We start from the raw sequence: 17,732 nt of genomic DNA, 5'->3' as shown, positions 1-17,732 counted from the left end.
AATCCCGGAATTCTTCATGTCATCCCTCAACGCTCGCGTGCTGGGTATCAGCCGCCGTGTGTCATTGTCTGTGGCCAGCACACTGCTGCTGATCGATCTGGCCATCATTCTGTATGGCGTCTTCATGCGCTACCTCGCCGGCGGGGCGCCCATCTGGACGGATGAGCTGGCCCGCTACCTGATCATCGGCAGCGTCCTGCTGGCCGCCGGCGCCGTGTGGGTCGAGGGTGGCCATATGCGAGTGGCGCTGATCGAGCGGCTGCTGCCGGTGTCACTGCGACGCCTGCTCAACCTGTATCAATGGCTGCTCACGCTCAGCATCGCCATCGCCGCGGCGATCTTCAGCTATCGCTATGCGCAGTCGGTCTCCATGTTCACCAGCCAGGGGCTGGGGATCAGCCGCACGGTGCCGATGATGGCGATGCCGATAGGTTTTGCGCTGCTGGCCTGGCAGGCGCTCTGGTACGGACCGGCTCCACTAAAGGAACTGTCGGAGACGGCGGAGACGGAGGAAGCGTCATGACCCTGACCATGCTCGCCGTCTTCCTGGTACACGTGCTGCTGGGCTTGCCGTTGTTCGTCTCCCTGCTGGCCACCTCGCTGGTGGGCTTCCTGTTCGTCGACCCCAGCATGATTCCGCGCATGCTGCCGCAGCAGTTTTTCGGCGGCATCAATGCCTTCTCGTTGATGGCCATCCCGCTGTTCATCCTGGCCGGCAACCTGATGAACGTGACTCGCCTCACCGATCGCTTGATGGCCTTTGCCAAGCTGCTGGTGGGCCACCTGCGAGGGGGCATGGGACACGTCAACGTGGTGTCCAGCGTGTTCTTTGCCGGGGTCAACGGCTCGGCGGTCGCCGATACCTCGGCGCTGGGCTCGCTGCTGGTCCCGCCGATGCGCAAGGAAGGCTACTCCACCGCCTTCGCCGCCGGGCTCACCGCTGGCAGCTCGCTGATCGGGCCGATCATTCCGCCGAGCATCTTCATGATCCTCTATGCCTCGCTGACCAACACCTCGGTGGGCGACCTCTTCCTGGCAGGCGTGATCCCTGGGCTGCTGCTGGGGGTGGCGTTCATGGGGATGAACGCCTGGTATGCCTGGCGCGTCGGCATGGAGAAGCGGGGCGGGCTGCCCAGCTCACGGGAGCTGCTGGTCACCGCGGTGGGGGCACTCCCGGCCCTGGTGGCGCCCTTCATCATCGTGGCGGGTATCGTGCTGGGGTTCGTCACGCCGACCGAGTCCGGTGCCCTGACCGCCCTCTATGTCGCGCTGTGCGGTGCCGCACTTGGCAACCTGCGCTTGGCCGACCTGTGGAAGGCCATCGTCGATACCACGCGCCTCACTTCGGCCATCTTCCTGATCATGGCCGCCTCGGCCACCATCAGCTGGCTGCTCTCCTATGCCCAGGTGCCCAACCAGTTCGTCGAGCTGCTGGCTCCGTACATCGAGCAGCCGGTGGTGATCCTGCTGATGCTGAGCCTGATCACCTTCGTCACCGGCATGTTCATGGAGGAGGTGTCGGCACTGATGCTGCTGACACCGATCTTCTCCCCGGTGGCGATGATGGCCGGGATCGACCCGGTGCACCTGGGCGTCATCATCACCCTCAACATCACCATCGCCTTGATCACCCCGCCCATGGGCGCCTGCGTGTTCGTTGCCGCCGCGGTCAGCCGCCTGGAAATCGTGTCGCTGTTCCGGACCATCTGGCCCTTCGTGCTGACGGCGGTGCTGGTGCTGTTGCTCCTGATCCTGTTCCCGGGGCTGACGCTCTGGCTCCCCACACTGCTTGGATAGTGCAATGACGGATTCCCTTTCTCAGCTGACTGCCACCCCAATCGTCGAGAGGCCCGAGCCGGACTGGCCGGTGCTGAGCCGGATCCCCATACAGGGCAGCGACGAGCCGCTGGTGCCGCTAAGCCTCGCGCCGGCGCCGATCAAGGTATTCCCCGTGTATGCAAAGCAGAGCGTGCCGGGGGCGGTGAACGAATGCTACGTTCGGGAAGGGGTGTATCGCCGTCTGCTCAGGGTGGCGCGTTCGCTGCCCGAGGGAATGGGTCTGATCATCCTCGACGGCTGGCGACCCTGGCGAGTGCAGCAGTACCTGTTTGACACCCTCCAGGAGGCGATTCGCGCCCACCACCCTGAGCTCGACCAAGAATCGTTGTTGACCCGCACCCGGGAGTTCGTCTCGGTCCCCAGCCGGGAACCGGAGGCCCCCAGCCCCCACCTGACCGGTGGGGCAGTGGATGTCACTCTGAGCGATGCCGATGGGTTACCGCTCGACATGGGCACTCTCTTCGATGAAGCCGTGCCGGCCTCGCACACTGCCTACTTCGAGACCCTGGAAGACCTAACAGAGACGCAGCGTCAGATACGCGACAACCGACGACTGCTCTACACGGTGATGCACGAGGCGGGATTCACAAACCTGCCCAGCGAGTGGTGGCACTATGACTCCGGTGACCAACTCTGGGCTCATTACGGGCAGCACGAACGGGCGATCTATGGCCCTGCCGAGCTGGAAACGGTCGAGAGTCGGTGGAGGAGGCAACTGTAATTGCATTGGTGGTTTACAGGCGTTAAGAAGGTGTCCGAGAAACACGCAAATATCCATAAGAGGCTTTGACAGCTCAGGAAGTCGTCGTTCATATTAGTTGTGCGGAAAACAAATTCACCAAGAAAAACGCGAGAGATACCATGAAACTAGCAAAATCAATTATCCCTGCTGCCGTCATGGGAACTGTCATGCTGAGCGGTGGTTTTTCTACGATAGCCTTAGCGCAAGAGGAAGCCTACACGGTCGGGGTCGAAGCATCCTTTCCTCCGTGGGCTTATGTGGAAGCTGGTGAGTTCAAGGGTATTGCCATCGATGCCATGGAAGCCATCGCAGAGGAAATTGGCATTGAAATCGAATTTCAGGATATGCCATTCCCCTCTTTGATTCCCGCTCTAGCTGCGGAAAAGATCGACATTTTGGCAACAGGGCTCACAGTGACGGAAGAGCGAAGCCAGAATATCGACTTCACCATTCCTTGGTGGGAAACCAATGACGTTGTCTTGGTGCCTGAAGACTCAGACCTCAATGTGTTTACCGCTGTTTGTTGCGGTGCTCGTGTCGGTGTTCAGGGTGGGTCATCCCAGCAGGCCTGGATGGAAGAAAACGTCGTAAATTCCAGTGATATCGATGTCGAGCTGGCGAAATACGATAACTATGTCACCGCTGTGGATGACATGGCAATTGGTAGAATCTCTTCCGTTATTGTCGATGACACCTCAGCTCAAGAATATATCAATGCCGGAAAGCCAGTGAAGATGGCGGGCAAGATCTATATTCGCGCACCGCTGGCCCTAGCAGTTTCCAAGGATGATCCCCAAGAAATTTTGGGAGACCTGAATCAGGGTATTCTGGCGATTTATGAATCAGGAGAGTGGGGCGAGATAGTCGATGAGTATATTCCCGGTGTGTCGATTCCTACCATTCCTGGACATATGCCTGATTTCGTAGATACCTACCAGAAACCTGTCGCAGGCCTTCCAGAGTTGGGTAACGAGTAAGTCGCGTTGACGTCGAGCGCCTTCCCTTTGGGGTGGCGCTCGTCCTATCAGGGAAGTGGGTATGGATATCTACGACGTACTATTGCGAGATTTTCCCTTTTTGCTGAAGGGGCTTGGCGTTGCCATCGTACTGTTGGCAGCCCTATTACTGATCGGGTTTGTCATTGGTATGGCTATCTGCCTTATCCAGTTGTATGGCCCCAAGTCGCGTCTTGTTCAGTGGCCGTTGAAGCTCTATGAGCGAGTCTTCAGGGGTGTGCCGATTATTATCATGTTGTTTATATTTTTTTATGGAATATCAGGCGTATTCGATATATCGGCGTTTGGTGCGGCCATTCTTGCCATGGGGTTGCGCTCGGCAGCCTATCAATCACAGATCTTCCGGAGTGCTTTCCAGTCAGTGCCGTCGGGCCAGATGATGGCTGCCCGTGCGATGGGCATGTCAAAAATCAAAGCAATACGCCATATCATTTTTCCGCAGGCAGCTCGACATGCCATTGGACCATGGACGAACGAGTTCTCCTCTGAGATAAAGGAAACGTCCCTTGCCTATGTCATCGGTGTTGTCGAGCTGACTCGACAAGCTCACTACATTATTACCAGCACGCAAGGTAATGTGTTGACAGTATTTGCTGTGGTGGCCCTCATGTACTTTGTCCTGAATCGTACAGGGAATAGCTTGCTTTACGCCTTTGAACGCAAGCTGGCCGTGCCGGGCTTCGAAAAATAATCCGATAGGACCGTTAATAATGGCCGATAATCTTATCCTCGACGTGCAAGATGTGAAAAAGTCCTATGATGGTCTTGAAGTATTGAAAGGTATCGGGTTCGGGTTGCAAAAGGGAGAAACCAAGGTGCTGATTGGTCCCTCCGGTTCAGGGAAAAGCACCTTGCTACGATGTATCAATTATCTCACCGTTCCAGACGCCGGGCGCATCTACCTCAATGGTGAAGAAGTACTAGATAAAAACATAGATAACATGCGCGCCCGCATGGGCTTTGTCTTTCAAGACTTCAATCTGTTCACGCATTTGACAGTGCTAGACAATGTACGAATCTGCCAGATTAAGGTGAGTGGTGTCGACAAGGATACCGCGACTCAACGAGCACTTCGTGAGCTTGAGAGGGTTGGGCTTGGTGATAAGGCGGCTGCCTATCCAGCTGAACTTTCCGGTGGCCAGCAGCAGCGGGTTTCTATTGCCCGAGCTCTGGCTATGGATCCCGACGTTCTCCTCTTCGATGAGCCGACCTCTGCTCTGGATCCCGAGCTGACCGGGGAGGTGGTCAGGGTCATGCAACAGCTCGCTGCCGAGGGAATGACCATGGTCGTGGTGACGCATGAGATGAGCTTTGCGCGCCAGGCTGCTGACGAGATCATCTTTATGGAGAAGGGGCACATCGTCGAACAGGGCACGCCCGATGTTCTCTTCAATTCTGCTGCCAATGAGCGCACCAAGGCGTTTCTCAATGTCATCGCGGAGCATGGGTGATCCATGAGAGAGTTTATCGAGTTTGGTATCGAGTGGTTGCCTGAGCTTCTCAAGGGGGTCCCGGTGACCTTGGCGCTATGGGTGATAGCCATTACCTTGGGTTTCTTTCTGGGGCTGGTGCTTTGTTGGGCCAGGGTCTATGGAAACCGGCTCTTCTACTGGCTTAGTACTTGCTATGTGGAACTGTTTCGTGGCACGCCTATGTTGGTGCAGATGTTTTTCATTTACTTGGGCTTGCCGCATGTCGGAATTGTCTTTGATGCTTTCACTGCGGCGGTGATCGCAATCACCTTGAATAGTGCCGCCTATCAGGCGGAATACTTCCGCGGCTCGGTACTCTCCGTTCCCAAAGGGCAGCTAGTAGCCGCGCGGGCATGTGGCATGACCCAATGGCAAGCAATTCGCCATATCATGCTCCCTCAGGCATTGAGACGTGTAATTCCGCAATGGTCGAATGAGGCAATCATCGAGCTGAAGTTTACTTCAATCGCCTATACTATCGGTGTTGTGGAAATTACCTCCATTGCCTCGGATGTCGGCTCGCGCACATTAGATTTCTTCCTGGTTTTCCTGTGGGCGGGAATTATTTACCTTGTTCTAACCTCAACCGTCGCGAGTCTGCTTGGCCTTCTTGAACGGCGTACCTACGTTCCTGGTGTGACAAATATCTAGTTTTCAATAGAAGTTTATTTCAGCCAGTGCTTGGTGATAAATTAGCGGCCACTTCGGTCCTTTAAAACTGAAAAACCCGGACCAGCTGGCAATGCCAGTTAGGTTCGGGTTTTTTTATTCTTTATCAAAAGTCAGTGCCCAAATTTCCACATAATCTTGGTTATGATGAATTTAGCTGGAGCTCGGCTCGGGGTCTGGCCTACTGCTCAAGATTCTACTTTACGACCTCCCATCTACCAGATGGCGAGTGATTCAGTGCCACCTGCTCTTGAATACTGTCTTCCGTGACACTTTGCCGTCATTGTAATTACGGTTCCATGACCCTCCTTCTCTAACTCATTGATTCTTCCAAGCTGCTCTTCTTTTCTTAGTGAGTCTCCCCCCGTCGACGGTGACGCACTGTCACGAGATCATCATTGTCTAGACAACTGCCGTTAACCTGACACCGCGACACTGATGCCATTCCCAAGAGGAGAGGCGTCATGTCGATTCACAGCATCCTGGTCGATCGGGTCAGCAAGACCTTCGGCCAGCACCCGGTTCTTCGCGAGGTCGGCTTTTCCGTATCTCCCGGCGAAATGGTTGCCCTGGTGGGCCCGTCGGGCTCCGGCAAGTCCACCTTGATGCGCCACATGGCCGGGCTCACCCGCGCCAACCGTGATAGCCACAGCCGCATCGAGGTACTCGGTCGCGACATCCAGAGCGCTGGCCGCCTCACTCGCCGCACCCGCGCCGAGCGCTGCCGTACCGGTTACATCTTCCAGCAGTTCAACCTCGTCGGCCGTCTGAGCGTGCTTACCAATGTGCTGATCGGCCGTCTGGGCAGCATGCCGCGTGGCCGCTCCTTGCTGGGTCGCTTCACCGCCGAGGAAACCGATCAGGCTCTGCGGGCACTGGCCCGCGTCGGCATCGATTCCCTGGCCCATCAGCGCGCCAATACCCTTTCCGGCGGCCAGATGCAGCGTGTGGCCATCGCCCGCGTCCTCATGCAGGACGCGGACATCATCCTCGCCGATGAGCCCATTGCCTCACTGGACCCGCGTAGCTCCCGTGAAGTGATGGAGATCCTGGCCCGTATCAACGCCGAGGACGGTCGCACTGTGCTGGTCACCCTGCATCAGGTGGAAGTGGCTCGCCGCTTCTGCCCGCGAACCATCGCGCTGAAGGAGGGCCGCCTCTACTTCGACGGTCCCACCAGCGACCTTACCGATGCTCGCCTCGAGGCGCTTTATGCCAATGCCGGCCTGGATGAGCTGCGTGCCAAGCCGGCTCCCCAAGACATCGGCAATGCCATCGGTGCTTTGGGGTAACACCCAGTCCACCCACTTGACGCTAACTCGACATCCCAAGGAGACCTGTCCATGTCCCGCTTCCCGTTTCGTCGTTTCGCACTGCCGCTGGTCGCCGGCGCCAGCCTGTTCGCCAGCCAGCTGACCCTGGCCGCCGAGACTCTCAACTTCGGCATCATCTCCACCGAGTCCAGCCAGAACCAGGCTGATCAGTGGCAACCCTTCCTGGATGACATGTCCCGCGAACTTGGCCGTGAGATTAAGCCCTTCTTCGCCACCGACTACGCCGCCGTTATCCAGGCCATGCGCTTCGACAAGGTCGACCTGGCCTGGTACGGCAATAAGTCTGCCATGGAAGCCGTGGACCGCGCCGGCGGCGAGATCTTCGCCCAGACCGTGGCTGCCGATGGCTCGCCGGGTTACTGGAGCCTGCTGATCACTCACCGCGACAGTGACGTGGAAAGTGTAGAGGACATGCTGAGCCGTGCTGACGAGCTGATCTTCGGCAATGGCGACCCCAACTCCACCTCCGGTTATCTGGTGCCGAGCTACTACGTCTTCGCGAAGAACGGCGTCGATGCCTCCACCGCCTTCAAGCGCACCATGAATTCCAGCCATGAGACCAACGCGCTGTCCGTGGCCAATCAGCAGGTCGATGTGGCCACCTTCAACACCGAAGGTATGGAGCGTCTAGAAATCACTAACCCTGAGAAGGCCGAGCAGCTCAAGGTGATCTGGAAGTCGCCGCTGATCCCTTCCGATCCACTGGTCTGGCGTACGAACCTTCCGGAAGAGCTGAAGGCGGAGCTCCGTGAGTTCTTCTACGCCTACGGCGAGACCGAGGCTCAGCGCGAGATCCTAGAGCCGCTGCAGTGGGCACGCTTCGATGAATCCAATAACGACCAGCTGCTGCCGATTCGCCAGTTGGAGTTATTCAAGGAGCGCGCTCAGGTCGCAAATGACGACAGCCTCTCCACCGAGGCGCGCGAAGCCCAGCTGGCCGAGCTGGATGCCCAGCTCGACGCCCTCAACGAGCGCATGGACGAACTCCAGGCCAGCGCCGACGACGCGCCGGCCACGGCCATGACCAGCCAGTAACCCACGACAGTCTAGCGACATCACGAGGGGCCACGACGGCCCCTCATCGGGAGTCACTTCAACATGCAACAAGCCACCTTGGATGCTCAGCCGCCGCGACGCCGCTGGAGCACGCTGATCGGCTGGGGCCTCACCCTGGCGGTGCTCAGCTGGGCCTGGCAAGGCGCCGAGATGCAGCCGGGCCAGCTGGTCGCCAACGCCGACAACATGGCCGAGCTCGCCGGCGACTTCTTCCCGCCCAGCTTCGGCAATCTGAGCCACTACATCGAGCAGATGCTGGTCACCATCCAGATCGCCATCTGGGGCACGCTGCTGGCGGTGATCTGCGCGGTGCCTTGCAGCTTGCTCTCGTCCGAGAACCTCGCCCCCTGGTGGGTGCACCAGCCGATGCGCCGGCTGATGGATGCCTGCCGCGCCATCAACGAGCTGGTGTTCGCCATGATCTTCGTGGTGGCCGTGGGCCTGGGGCCCTTCGCCGGCACCCTGGCGCTTTTCATCCATACCACCGGGGTGCTGTCGAAGCTCTTTTCCGAGGCAGTGGAGGCCAGTGATGCCGGCCCCATGGAAGGCGTACGCGTGACCGGTTCCGGGCGTATCGAAGAGATCATCTTCGGGCTGGTTCCCCAGGTGCTGCCGCTGTGGATCTCGGTGAGCCTCTACCGCTTCGAGTCCAACATCCGCTCGGCCACCGTGCTGGGAATGGTCGGCGGTGGCGGCATCGGTGTCGCGCTATGGGAAACCATGCGTGGTTTCCAGTACACCGAGACAGCCACCATCTTGCTGGTGATCATCGTCGCCGTGACGCTGCTCGACATGATTTCGCAACAGGTTCGCAAGCGCTTCATCTGAAGCGCTTCTTTTCAGGAGCCAACATGTCTAGACAAGCGCTTCGCGAGCCCCGCTACCAGGCACTGGCCGACACCCTGGCCCAGGAGGTGCGTACGCACTTCCAGCCCGGCGAATGGCTGCCGGGTGAGACCCACCTGGCCAGGCGTTTCGGCGTCAACCGCCACACCGTGCGCCGGGCGCTCGACGAGCTAGTACGGGCGGGTCTCGTCACCCGCCATCAGGGCCTCGGTACTCTGGTCGTCGACCGCCGACTCGACTACGCAGTGAGTGCCGCCAGCAAGGTCACTCACCATCTGGCCGAGCGCGGCATCGCCTCGCGCACCGAGTGCCTGCACCAGGCGCTGACGCCAGCACCCGAAGGTGTCGCCGTGCGTTTCGGCCTGGCCGCCGACTCACATTTGATCGCCGTGGATACCCTGCGCTGGGTGGACGATGCGCCTCTCATGCGCCTGCGCCACTGGTTCGACCCCGAGCGCGTTCCTGGTTGGCTTGAGCGCTATCGCGGTGGGTCCACTAGGGCCCTGCTTGATCAGCACTATGGCTTGCGACTGCACCGCAAGCGCGTGCGCATCGAGGCCAGCAGCGCCGATCGCGAGGATCAACGCCTGCTTTGCTATGCCCATCAGGCGCCGCTGCTCCAGCTGACCAGTGACAACGTGGATGCCGACGGCAGCCTGGTCGAGGTCTCGATCAGCCGCGCCCGGGCCGATCGGCTGGCCTATCACATCGATTTCCCTGACTCACTGACTGACGAGGTGTCTGCATGACCTCTGCACGACGTCAGCGCATTCTCGCGCTGACCCCCCGTGAGCGCCTGGCCGAGCAATGGGCGCGGTTGGGCATTACCCCCGACTACCGCTGCGTGCGCGGCCCCGAGGTAGGCATGGCCATGGTGCGCGGCCGCATGGGCGGCACCGGCAACGCCTTCAACCTGGGCGAGATGACTCTGACCCGGGCCAGCGTCCAGCTCATGAATGACGGAGTGGCTACCGACGCCGACACGGAGCTGGGACATGGCTGGGTGAAGGGGCGTGACACTCGTCATGCCGAGCTCATTGCCCTAGTGGATGCCTGTGCCAAGCGCCGTGAATGGCAGGCCGACATCGAGGAGGGGCTGGTGGCTCCGCTGGAGCAAGCGCTTGACGCCGAACGCCATGAACAGGCCCGACGCGCCGCGGCGACCCGGGTCGATTTCTTCACCATGGTCAGGGGAGAGTAACCATGCGCTGGAACGCCTTCGACACTCCGGTGCACGACAGCCAGCGGGTCTATCGCCAGCTACTCTCGGCGATGGCCGAGCCCGGCACCTTCGCCGAGGTGAGCGGTGCCCCGCTGGCGCCGCCTGGAGCCGCCATCGGCACCGCCTGCTGGGCTACGCTGCTGACCCTGTGCGATCTCGACACCCGGGTCTGGGTGTCCCCCGAGCTCAATGCCGCCGGCCTCGGCGAGGCCCTGACCTTCCACACCGGCGCGCGGCAGACCGATCGTCCCGAAGAGGCCGACTTCGCCCTGGTTATTCCCGCCACCCTGGAAGGGAGTGCTGAGTGTGAGGCGCCCGCCTTCCAGGAAGGCAGCGACACCTATCCGGACCGCAGCACCACCCTGTTGGTAGTGCTCGACTGCCTGGATGCTGCGGGACCGTGGACCCTGAGTGGCCCCGGCATTCCCGGTCGACGGCGACTGGATGTGGGGCAGGGTGGTGAGGCGCTGATGATGCGGCTCGCCGCCAATCGCGCCCGTTTCCCGCGCGGGCTCGACGCCATCCTCACCTGCGGCACCCGACTTGCCGCCGTCCCCCGCAGCACCCGTATTACCCGTTCTGCTTCAGAGGAGGTCGACGTATGTATGTCGCCGTGAAGGGGGGCGAGCAGGCCATCGCCAACGCCCACCGTTGGCTCGCCGATCGCCGCCGTGGCCCTCGCGATACGCCGGAGCTTGAAGTGCCCCAGGTCGAGGGGCAGCTGCGCTTGGCCGTATCACGGGTGATGGCCGAAGCCTCACTCTATGATTCCGAGCTCGCCGCACTTGCCATCAAGCAGGCCAGCGGTGACATGGTCGAGGCGGTCTTCTTGCTGCGCGCCTACCGCACCACGCTGCCGCGCCTGGCCGAGACAGTGCCGCTGGACACCGCCGCGATGCGCATCGAACGTCGTATCAGTGCCACCTACAAGGACATTCCGGGTGGTCAGGTACTGGGGCCGACCTACGACTATACCCACCGCCTGTTGGACTTCCTGCAGCTGGCCAACGCCGAGGTGGCGCCGCCGACGGAGGCCGAAGAGACCCTGGCTGGCTGCCCCCAGGTGCTGGAGATGCTCGACGCCGAGGGGCTGATCGAGCGCGAGGAGGATGACGGCGCCGAGCCCTACGACATCACCCGTGATCCCCCCGACTTCCCGGTGGACCGCGCTACCCGTTTGCAGATGCTGGCTCGCGGCGACGAGGGCTACCTGCTGGCACTCGGTTACTCCACTCAGCGAGGTTATGGCCGCAACCACCCCTTCGCCGGCGAGATTCGCCTGGGCACCGTGGAGGTCGAGATCGCTGTCGAGGAGTGCGATGCGCCGTTGTGTATCGGCGAGATCGAGATCAGCGAGTGCCAGATGATCAACCAGTTCGGCGGCTCGCGGGAGACCGCGCCCCAGTTCACCCGTGGCTACGGCCTGGCCTTCGGTCACAACGAGCGCAAGACCATGGCCATGGCGCTGGTCGATCGCGCACTGCGAGCCGAGGAGCTGGGCGAGACGGCCACCGGCCCCGCCCAGCAGGCGGAGTTCGTGCTCGCCCACGCCGACAGTGTCGAGGCGGCGGGTTTCGTCTCCCACCTGAAGTTGCCGCATTACGTCGACTTCCAGTCAGAGCTGGAACTGCTGCGACGGCTGCGCCGCGAGCACGCCACGCGCACCGAAGTTGCCGGCAGCGACGTCGACACCCAGGCCGATAACGTCACCCCACGTGCCTCTCACAACGATCCGGTCAAGGAGCAGCAAGCATGACGGCGAGCGACCCCACCGCCAGCGGCTACAACTTCGCCTACCTGGACGAACAGACCAAGCGCATGATCCGTCGGGGCCTCCTCAAGGCGGTGGCGATCCCCGGCTATCAGGTGCCCTTCGGCGGACGCGAGATGCCGATGCCCTATGGCTGGGGCACCGGTGGCATGCAGCTGACCGCCAGCGTCCTGGGTCAGGACGACGTGCTCAAGGTGATCGACCAGGGCGCCGACGACACCACCAATGCAGTCAGCATCCGCGCCTTCTTCGAGCGTGTGGCCGGTGTCACCACCACCATGGCCACCGGTGAGGCGGACGTGATCCAGACTCGCCACCGCATCCCCGAACAGCCGCTGCGCCAGGGGCAGTTGCTGATCTTCCAGGTGCCGATCCCCGAGCCGCTGCGCTTCATCGAGCCCAGCGAGGAGGAGACCCGGCTGATGCACGCCCTGGAGGAGTACGGGGTCATGCACGTCAAGCTCTACGAGGACATTGCCCGCCACGGCCATATCGCCACCACCTACGCCTATCCGGTCAAGGTGGACGGACGCTACGTCACCGATCCCTCGCCGATCCCCAAGTTCGACAACCCCAAGCTGCACATGAATGAGGCGCTGATGCTGTTCGGCGCCGGCCGCGAGAAGCGTCTCTACGCCATCCCGCCCTACACCCGAGTGGAGAGCCTGGACTTCGAGGACCATCCCTTCGAGGTCCAGGAGTGGGACGACCCCTGTGCCATCTGCGGGGCCCGCGACACCTTCCTCGACGAGGTGATCACCGACGACCGGGGCGGGCGGATGTTCGTCTGCTCCGATACGGACTACTGCCAGTCACGCACCGAGGAGGTGGCATGAAGCGTCCCGACCTTGATCGCGCCACACTGCTCGAAGCGCGCGGCGTCTCCCGGCTCTACGGCCCCGGCAAGGGCTGCGAGGCCATCGATATACGCCTGCACCGTGGCGAGGTGCTGGGCATTGTCGGCGAGTCCGGCTCCGGCAAGTCGACGCTGTTGCGTCTGCTGGCCGGCATGGAGCGGCCGGATGCAGGCCAGGTGGTCTATCACAGCCACGAGGGCGAGCTCGATCTCTATGCCATCGGTGAGGCCCGCCGCCGGGCCCTGCTGCGCATGGAGTGGGGCCTGGTGCACCAGAACCCCCGCGACGGCCTGCGCCTGGGCGTCTCGGCCGGCGCCAACATCGGCGAGCGCCTGATGGCCCTGGGCGAGCGCCACTACGGTCAACTGCGTGCCGCCGGCCAGGATTGGATGGGGCGCGTCGAGCTCGATCCACGGCGTATCGATGACGCCCCGAAGACCTTCTCGGGCGGCATGCAGCAGCGCCTGCAGATCGCCCGCACTCTGGTCACCCGTCCCAACCTGGTGTTCATGGACGAGCCCACCGGGGGCCTGGATGTCTCCGTGCAGGCCCGGCTGCTCGACATGTTGCGCACCCTGGTCCGCGAGCTTGGCCTCTCGGTGATTCTGGTTACCCATGACCTGGCGGTGGCCCGCCTGCTGGCCCATCGCCTGATGGTGATGCGCCGTGGCCAGGTAGTGGAGACCGGCCTGACCGACCAAATCCTCGACGATCCCCAGCACGCCTACACGCAGCTGCTGGTGTCGTCGGTCCTGACCCCGTGAGGAGGCCCGCCATGACATCCCTGACGCAACCCTTTCTCAGCGTCGACGCCCTGCACAAGGCCTTCGTGCTTCACGGCCAGGGCGGTATGACCCTTGAGGTGATGCGCGACCTGTCGCTGACTCTCTCCCCCGGCGAGTGCCTGGTACTCGCCGGGCCCAGCGGCATCGGCAAGAGCACGCTGCTCAAGATGCTCCACGGCAGCTACCGCGTCACCGGCGGCACGCTGCGCCTGCACTTCGAGGACGGTGACCTGTCGCTGGACACGCTGCCCGCCCACGCCTGGCACACCCTACGCCGCGACGTGATCGGCTATGTCAGCCAGTTCCTGCGCGTGGTGCCGCGGGTGCCGGCGGTGGAGGTGGTGATGGAGCCGCTGCTGGCGCGTGGCGTGGACGAGGCCGAGGCGCGAGTGCGTGCCGAGGCGATGCTGGCCCGCCTCAACCTGCCCGAGCGACTGTGGAGCCTGCCCCCGGGGACCTTCTCCGGCGGCGAGCAGCAGCGGGTCAATATTGCTCGCGGTTTCATCGCCGAGCACCCGCTGCTGCTGCTGGATGAGCCCACCGCCTCGTTGGATGCCGCCAACCGTGAGGTGGTGGTGCAACTGATCCAGGAAGCCAAGGCGCGTGGCGCGGCCCTGCTGGGCATCTTCCACGATGAGGACGTGCGCGATCGCGTGGCCGACCGCCTGCTGTCCCTGACGCCACACATGGGGGCGGCCCTTGCCTCCACGCCAGCCAATGCCGAGGAGATTCGCTCATGAGTGCTTCCGAACAGGTGCTGACCAACGCCCGGCTGATCCTCGATGACGAGGTGTGTCAGGGCTCCCTGGTGATTCGTGATGGACGCATTGCAGCCGTGGATACCGGCCTGAGTGCCATACCCTCTGCGGTGGACTGCGACGGCGACTACCTGATGCCGGGCATGGTCGAGCTGCACACCGACAACATGGAGAAGTACTTCCAGCCCCGCCCCAAGGTGGCCTGGCCGGGACGGCCCGCGGCACTGGCCCATGACGCCCAGATGGCCGCCAGCGGCATCACCACGGTGTTCGATGCACTCTCGATCGGTGACATCGACGAACAGAGCATGCGCGAGGGCGCGCTCAAGCAGATGGTCGGTTCGCTGCAGGCGATCATGGATGACGGAATGGCCCGCATCGACCATCGCCTCCACCTGCGCTGTGAGGTCTGTCAGCCAGCCACCCTGGAGCGCTTCGAGTCCCTGGCCGATTCGCCGCTTCTCGGCCTGGTGTCGCTCATGGATCATGCCCCGGGGCAGCGTCAGTTCGTGAGCCTCGATGCCTACCGCACCTACTATCAGGGCAAGCACCGGATGAGCGATGAGGTGCTCGAGGCCTTTATCGAGAAGCAGCTGGCCAACAGCGCCCGCTACAGCAGTACCAACCGTCAGGCCATCGCCGCGGCCTGCCATCGGCGTGGCCTGGCCCTGGCCAGCCATGATGATGCCACCATCGAGCACGTCGCCGAGAGCGTCGAGTACGGCACCCGGGTGGCGGAGTTCCCCACCACGCGCGAGGCGGCCGAGGCCTCCCACCGTCACGGGCTGGCGGTGATGATGGGCGCGCCCAACGTGGTCCGCGGCGGCTCCCACTCCGGCAATATCGCCGCGGCGGAGTTGGTATCCCTGGGCGTGCTCGATGTGCTGTCATCGGACTACTACCCGGCGGCGCTGCTGGATGCCGTATTCCGCATTGCCGCCACGGAAGGCGGCTACTCGCTGCCCCGGGCCGTGGCCACGGCCACCCGTACTCCGGCGCAGGCGGTGGGTCTGGAGGACCGCGGACGCCTGGCCACAGGCCTTCGGGCCGACCTGCTGCGTGTGCGGGTGGTGGACGATCATCCGCTGGTCCAGCGGGTGTGGTGCGCCGGACGGCAGGTGCACTGATGGGCCGGCTGATCTATCTGGTCGGGGCTAGTGGTGTGGGCAAGGACACGTTGCTGGCCGCCGCGCGTCAGCGCTATCCCGAGTGGCTTGTCGCCCACCGCTACGTGACACGGGAGAGTGGGGCGTCGGAGAACAGTGTCGCCCTGACACCCGAGGAGTTCATGGCCAGACAGCGCGCGGGCCTGTTCGCCCTGAGCTGGGAGGCCCATGGCCTCCACTATGGCCTGGGCATCGAACTCGACGCCTGGCTGGCACGCGATCGTGTGGTGCTGGTCAACGGCAGTCGGCGTGCGTTGCCATCGGCCAGGGCGCGTTTCGGTGCGGCGCTGACGCCGGTGGTGATGATTGCCTCGGACGAGGTCCTGCGCGGGCGGCTAAGACGCCGCGGGCGCGAGGACGAGGCCGAGATCGAATCCCGACTGGCCCGCCATCGCGAGCTGCGTGATGCGTTGCCGGAGGTGTCGCGCCTGGATAATGGGGGGCCACTGGATGGCACCCTGGCGGCCCTGGAGCGGCTGGTGGACGGGGAGGTCATGGCGTGAAGTTTCGCTTCTCCGGCACCGGCGACAGCGCCCAGGTGCCTTGCTTCGGCTGTGACTGTACCGCATGTGCAAGGGCGCGGGTGATCACCAGCGCCCGACGCGGGCCCTGCAGCGCCGAGGTCGAGGTCGACGGACATCGCTACCTGCTGGATGCCGGAGAGATGGACCTGGCCGAGCGCTGCCAGCGACATCGCCCCGACGCCATCCTGCTCACCCACTACCACCCCGACCACGTGCAGGGGCTTCTACATCTGCGCTGGGGGTGTGGCGAGTCGATCCCGGTTTATGGCCCCAAGGACTCACAGGGATGTGCCGACCTCTATCGTCATCCCGGTGTGCTCGACTTCCAGGTGCCTCTCAAGCCCTTCAAGCCCTTGTCGCTCCCGTCGCTGACGGTAACGCCGGTCCCGCTCAACCACAGTAAGCCGACGCTGGGCTACTGCCTGGAGGATGGGGGAGGGCGGCTGGCCTACCTGACCGACACCTGTGGCCTGCCTGGGGCGACCGAGCGCTTCCTGCGTGAATGGCAGCCGGACGTGGTGGTGCTGGACTGTGGATACCCAAGTCGCGTGAATGAACCCCGCAACCACAATACCCCGGCGCTTGCCGTGCAGATCATGGATCGGCTGGCGGTGCCGATGGCCTATCTGACCCACATCAGCCACGAGCTAGACCGGGAGTTGATCGAGGGGGTTTGCGCTTTTCCGGCCAATGTGCGCGTGGCACACGACGGTGAGGAGGTGAATCTGTTCTGTGCGTCGATCCCCACGGGGTAATATCGGGAGTGGACGCTATGGGTATGGGGCCGAAGTCTTTGGCCACCTCGCTGTTGGCAATCTCGGGGGCAGACGGTATCGCCGCCGTCTTGCCGCTGTCCGGGGATGTCATGGTAGGGTGCGGGCTTTCCATCTGTTCACGGGCTCTGGTCGGCACCAGTCTGAGCAGAACCAGAGCTTGGGAGAGGAGAGAACGTCACTGAGTGAAGCAAGATGCACAGCATAGGGTCAGGTGATGAGAGTTGCGATGGAAAGTTGGGCGTGCATTGTCGCCTTTTATCGCAAGCCCCATCACGTTACCACCGCAGCGCTCATTTTACCTGGTTAGCGCCGGGCACCCACAACACATCGCTTTCGCCGTTGTCGTTGGCCGCACGCGCGATGACAAACAGCAGGTCGGACAGGCGGTTCATGTAGCGAAGCGCCTCTAGGTGCTCGGGGGCACTCTCTACGACCTCGCTGATCAGCCGTTCGGCACGCCGCGTGATCGTGCGTGCCAGGTGCAGGTGGGCGGCTAGCGGCGTGCCGCCCGGCAGCACGAAGGAGCGCAGCGCTGCCATGTGGGCGTTGAGCCGATCGACCTCGCTTTCCAGGAAGGTCACCTGGGCGGGAGAGACGCGCAGCGGCGGATAGGGTGGGTCGGCCTGTTCCGGGGTGCACAGGTCGGCCCCCACGTCGAACAGGTCGTTCTGGAGCCGGCCGAGCAAGGCCTGCCACTCGTCGTCGGCGTGAAAGCGAGCAACGCCCAGGGCGGCATTGGCCTCATCCACGGTGCCATAGGCGGCGACGCGGAGGTCGTGCTTGGGCACCCGTGCACCATTGCCGAGTCCGGTCTGTCCCTTGTCGCCGGTGCGCGTGTAGATCTTGTTGAGCTTGACCATCGATGACTCCTCGCCAACCTGTTCTGCGATAGCGCCCGC

21 protein-coding genes are annotated in these 17,732 nt (G+C 62.6%); 20 read left to right on the top strand and 1 reads right to left on the bottom strand.

The window, feature by feature from the left end; translation table 11 throughout:
- Positions 1-16: 16 nt before the first annotated feature.
- The 20 genes from ACJ7IV_RS15315 to phnP all read left to right on the top strand — a co-directional run bounded on the left by ACJ7IV_RS15315 (position 17) and on the right by phnP (position 16,812).
- Entirely contained in the window at positions 17-523 is a 507-nt protein-coding gene (locus ACJ7IV_RS15315) for a TRAP transporter small permease (RefSeq protein ID WP_023007508.1), read from the top strand.
- Positions 520-1,797, top strand: a complete 1,278-nt coding sequence (locus ACJ7IV_RS15310) for a TRAP transporter large permease (protein ID WP_483865101.1) — start codon at positions 520-522, stop codon at positions 1,795-1,797. The genes ACJ7IV_RS15315 and ACJ7IV_RS15310 overlap by 4 nt, the downstream gene beginning before the upstream one ends.
- Before the next feature lie 4 nt (positions 1,798-1,801).
- Positions 1,802-2,560, top strand: a complete 759-nt coding sequence (locus tag ACJ7IV_RS15305) for a M15 family metallopeptidase (protein ID WP_483865100.1) — start codon at positions 1,802-1,804, stop codon at positions 2,558-2,560.
- A gap of 140 nt (positions 2,561-2,700) precedes the next feature.
- On the top strand, positions 2,701-3,558 hold the full coding sequence (locus ACJ7IV_RS15300; protein ID WP_483865099.1) for an ABC transporter substrate-binding protein: 858 nt from the start codon (positions 2,701-2,703) through the stop codon (positions 3,556-3,558).
- A gap of 61 nt (positions 3,559-3,619) precedes the next feature.
- Positions 3,620-4,288 carry an amino acid ABC transporter permease gene (locus ACJ7IV_RS15295; protein ID WP_231664657.1) on the top strand — a complete coding sequence of 223 codons (669 nt, stop codon included), beginning with the start codon at positions 3,620-3,622 and terminating at the stop codon, positions 4,286-4,288.
- Positions 4,289-4,307: 19 nt separating this feature from the next.
- The gene (locus ACJ7IV_RS15290) at positions 4,308-5,048 is read left to right on the top strand and encodes an amino acid ABC transporter ATP-binding protein (RefSeq protein WP_483865098.1); all 741 of its coding nucleotides are present in this window, start codon (positions 4,308-4,310) and stop codon (positions 5,046-5,048) included.
- Between the two features lie 3 nt (positions 5,049-5,051).
- A complete protein-coding gene (locus ACJ7IV_RS15285; RefSeq protein WP_483865097.1) occupies positions 5,052-5,720 on the top strand; it encodes an amino acid ABC transporter permease in 669 nt (222 codons plus the stop codon).
- Between the two features lie 482 nt (positions 5,721-6,202).
- A complete protein-coding gene (phnC, locus tag ACJ7IV_RS15280) occupies positions 6,203-7,030 on the top strand; it encodes a phosphonate ABC transporter ATP-binding protein (protein ID WP_161431785.1) in 828 nt (275 codons plus the stop codon).
- A 51-nt stretch (positions 7,031-7,081) separates the two neighbouring features.
- Positions 7,082-8,107 (top strand): phosphonate ABC transporter substrate-binding protein, encoded by a 1,026-nt coding sequence (phnD, locus tag ACJ7IV_RS15275; RefSeq protein ID WP_483865096.1) that lies wholly within the window; start codon positions 7,082-7,084, stop codon positions 8,105-8,107.
- A gap of 63 nt (positions 8,108-8,170) precedes the next feature.
- Positions 8,171-8,956, top strand: coding sequence for a phosphonate ABC transporter, permease protein PhnE (gene phnE, locus ACJ7IV_RS15270; protein WP_483865095.1), 786 nt, complete (start codon positions 8,171-8,173; stop codon positions 8,954-8,956).
- Between the two features lie 23 nt (positions 8,957-8,979).
- A complete protein-coding gene (phnF, locus tag ACJ7IV_RS15265; protein ID WP_483865094.1) occupies positions 8,980-9,723 on the top strand; it encodes a phosphonate metabolism transcriptional regulator PhnF in 744 nt (247 codons plus the stop codon).
- On the top strand, positions 9,720-10,175 hold the full coding sequence (gene phnG, locus ACJ7IV_RS15260) for a phosphonate C-P lyase system protein PhnG (RefSeq protein ID WP_483865093.1): 456 nt from the start codon (positions 9,720-9,722) through the stop codon (positions 10,173-10,175). The genes phnF and phnG overlap by 4 nt, the downstream gene beginning before the upstream one ends.
- A 2-nt stretch (positions 10,176-10,177) precedes the next feature.
- Positions 10,178-10,813: a phosphonate C-P lyase system protein PhnH gene (gene phnH, locus ACJ7IV_RS15255; RefSeq protein ID WP_483865092.1), complete on the top strand. Its 636-nt coding sequence runs from the start codon at positions 10,178-10,180 to the stop codon at positions 10,811-10,813.
- Complete coding sequence (locus ACJ7IV_RS15250) at positions 10,798-11,952, top strand: carbon-phosphorus lyase complex subunit (RefSeq protein ID WP_483865091.1); 1,155 nt, start codon at positions 10,798-10,800, stop codon at positions 11,950-11,952. Before phnH ends, ACJ7IV_RS15250 begins: the two co-directional genes overlap by 16 nt.
- A complete protein-coding gene (locus tag ACJ7IV_RS15245) occupies positions 11,949-12,803 on the top strand; it encodes an alpha-D-ribose 1-methylphosphonate 5-phosphate C-P-lyase PhnJ (protein ID WP_483865090.1) in 855 nt (284 codons plus the stop codon). The genes ACJ7IV_RS15250 and ACJ7IV_RS15245 overlap by 4 nt, the downstream gene beginning before the upstream one ends.
- Positions 12,800-13,588 (top strand): phosphonate C-P lyase system protein PhnK, encoded by a 789-nt coding sequence (phnK, locus tag ACJ7IV_RS15240; protein ID WP_161431778.1) that lies wholly within the window; start codon positions 12,800-12,802, stop codon positions 13,586-13,588. Before ACJ7IV_RS15245 ends, phnK begins: the two co-directional genes overlap by 4 nt.
- 11 nt (positions 13,589-13,599) lie before the next feature.
- Positions 13,600-14,349 carry a phosphonate C-P lyase system protein PhnL gene (gene phnL, locus ACJ7IV_RS15235; protein WP_483865089.1) on the top strand — a complete coding sequence of 250 codons (750 nt, stop codon included), beginning with the start codon at positions 13,600-13,602 and terminating at the stop codon, positions 14,347-14,349.
- Positions 14,346-15,494, top strand: a complete 1,149-nt coding sequence (locus ACJ7IV_RS15230; protein WP_483865088.1) for an alpha-D-ribose 1-methylphosphonate 5-triphosphate diphosphatase — start codon at positions 14,346-14,348, stop codon at positions 15,492-15,494. Before phnL ends, ACJ7IV_RS15230 begins: the two co-directional genes overlap by 4 nt.
- Entirely contained in the window at positions 15,494-16,036 is a 543-nt protein-coding gene (gene phnN / locus ACJ7IV_RS15225; RefSeq protein ID WP_483865087.1) for a ribose 1,5-bisphosphokinase, read from the top strand. The genes ACJ7IV_RS15230 and phnN overlap by 1 nt, the downstream gene beginning before the upstream one ends.
- Positions 16,033-16,812 (top strand): phosphonate metabolism protein PhnP, encoded by a 780-nt coding sequence (gene phnP / locus ACJ7IV_RS15220; RefSeq protein WP_483865086.1) that lies wholly within the window; start codon positions 16,033-16,035, stop codon positions 16,810-16,812. Before phnN ends, phnP begins: the two co-directional genes overlap by 4 nt.
- 311 nt (positions 16,813-17,123) lie before the next feature.
- On the opposite strand, the gene ACJ7IV_RS15215 is transcribed toward phnP, so the two are convergent.
- Positions 17,124-17,693 (bottom strand): cob(I)yrinic acid a,c-diamide adenosyltransferase, encoded by a 570-nt coding sequence (locus tag ACJ7IV_RS15215; protein ID WP_483865085.1) that lies wholly within the window; start codon positions 17,691-17,693, stop codon positions 17,124-17,126.
- Between the last annotated feature and the right edge of the window lie 39 nt (positions 17,694-17,732).

It is taken from the genome of Halomonas sp. C10-5 (assembly GCF_057169305.1).
The sequence above is the reverse complement of the archived record's forward strand: the minus strand, read 5'-3'. Positions and strand labels throughout refer to the sequence as shown.

Coding starts and splice junctions, on each gene's coding strand:
- phnD (WP_483865096.1), top strand. CDS start 7,082: ATGTCCCGCTTCCCGTTTCGTCGTTTCGCACTGCCGCTGGTCGCCGGC.
- ACJ7IV_RS15230 (WP_483865088.1), top strand. CDS start 14,346: ATGAGTGCTTCCGAACAGGTGCTGACCAACGCCCGGCTGATCCTCGAT.
- ACJ7IV_RS15295 (WP_231664657.1), top strand. CDS start 3,620: ATGGATATCTACGACGTACTATTGCGAGATTTTCCCTTTTTGCTGAAG.
- ACJ7IV_RS15310 (WP_483865101.1), top strand. CDS start 520: ATGACCCTGACCATGCTCGCCGTCTTCCTGGTACACGTGCTGCTGGGC.
- ACJ7IV_RS15300 (WP_483865099.1), top strand. CDS start 2,701: ATGAAACTAGCAAAATCAATTATCCCTGCTGCCGTCATGGGAACTGTC.
- ACJ7IV_RS15315 (WP_023007508.1), top strand. CDS start 17: ATGTCATCCCTCAACGCTCGCGTGCTGGGTATCAGCCGCCGTGTGTCA.
- ACJ7IV_RS15285 (WP_483865097.1), top strand. CDS start 5,052: ATGAGAGAGTTTATCGAGTTTGGTATCGAGTGGTTGCCTGAGCTTCTC.
- phnK (WP_161431778.1), top strand. CDS start 12,800: ATGAAGCGTCCCGACCTTGATCGCGCCACACTGCTCGAAGCGCGCGGC.
- phnH (WP_483865092.1), top strand. CDS start 10,178: ATGCGCTGGAACGCCTTCGACACTCCGGTGCACGACAGCCAGCGGGTC.
- phnC (WP_161431785.1), top strand. CDS start 6,203: ATGTCGATTCACAGCATCCTGGTCGATCGGGTCAGCAAGACCTTCGGC.
- phnG (WP_483865093.1), top strand. CDS start 9,720: ATGACCTCTGCACGACGTCAGCGCATTCTCGCGCTGACCCCCCGTGAG.
- phnL (WP_483865089.1), top strand. CDS start 13,600: ATGACATCCCTGACGCAACCCTTTCTCAGCGTCGACGCCCTGCACAAG.
- ACJ7IV_RS15305 (WP_483865100.1), top strand. CDS start 1,802: ATGACGGATTCCCTTTCTCAGCTGACTGCCACCCCAATCGTCGAGAGG.
- phnN (WP_483865087.1), top strand. CDS start 15,494: ATGGGCCGGCTGATCTATCTGGTCGGGGCTAGTGGTGTGGGCAAGGAC.
- phnE (WP_483865095.1), top strand. CDS start 8,171: ATGCAACAAGCCACCTTGGATGCTCAGCCGCCGCGACGCCGCTGGAGC.
- ACJ7IV_RS15250 (WP_483865091.1), top strand. CDS start 10,798: ATGTATGTCGCCGTGAAGGGGGGCGAGCAGGCCATCGCCAACGCCCAC.
- ACJ7IV_RS15215 (WP_483865085.1), bottom strand. CDS start 17,693: ATGGTCAAGCTCAACAAGATCTACACGCGCACCGGCGACAAGGGACAG.
- ACJ7IV_RS15290 (WP_483865098.1), top strand. CDS start 4,308: ATGGCCGATAATCTTATCCTCGACGTGCAAGATGTGAAAAAGTCCTAT.
- phnF (WP_483865094.1), top strand. CDS start 8,980: ATGTCTAGACAAGCGCTTCGCGAGCCCCGCTACCAGGCACTGGCCGAC.
- ACJ7IV_RS15245 (WP_483865090.1), top strand. CDS start 11,949: ATGACGGCGAGCGACCCCACCGCCAGCGGCTACAACTTCGCCTACCTG.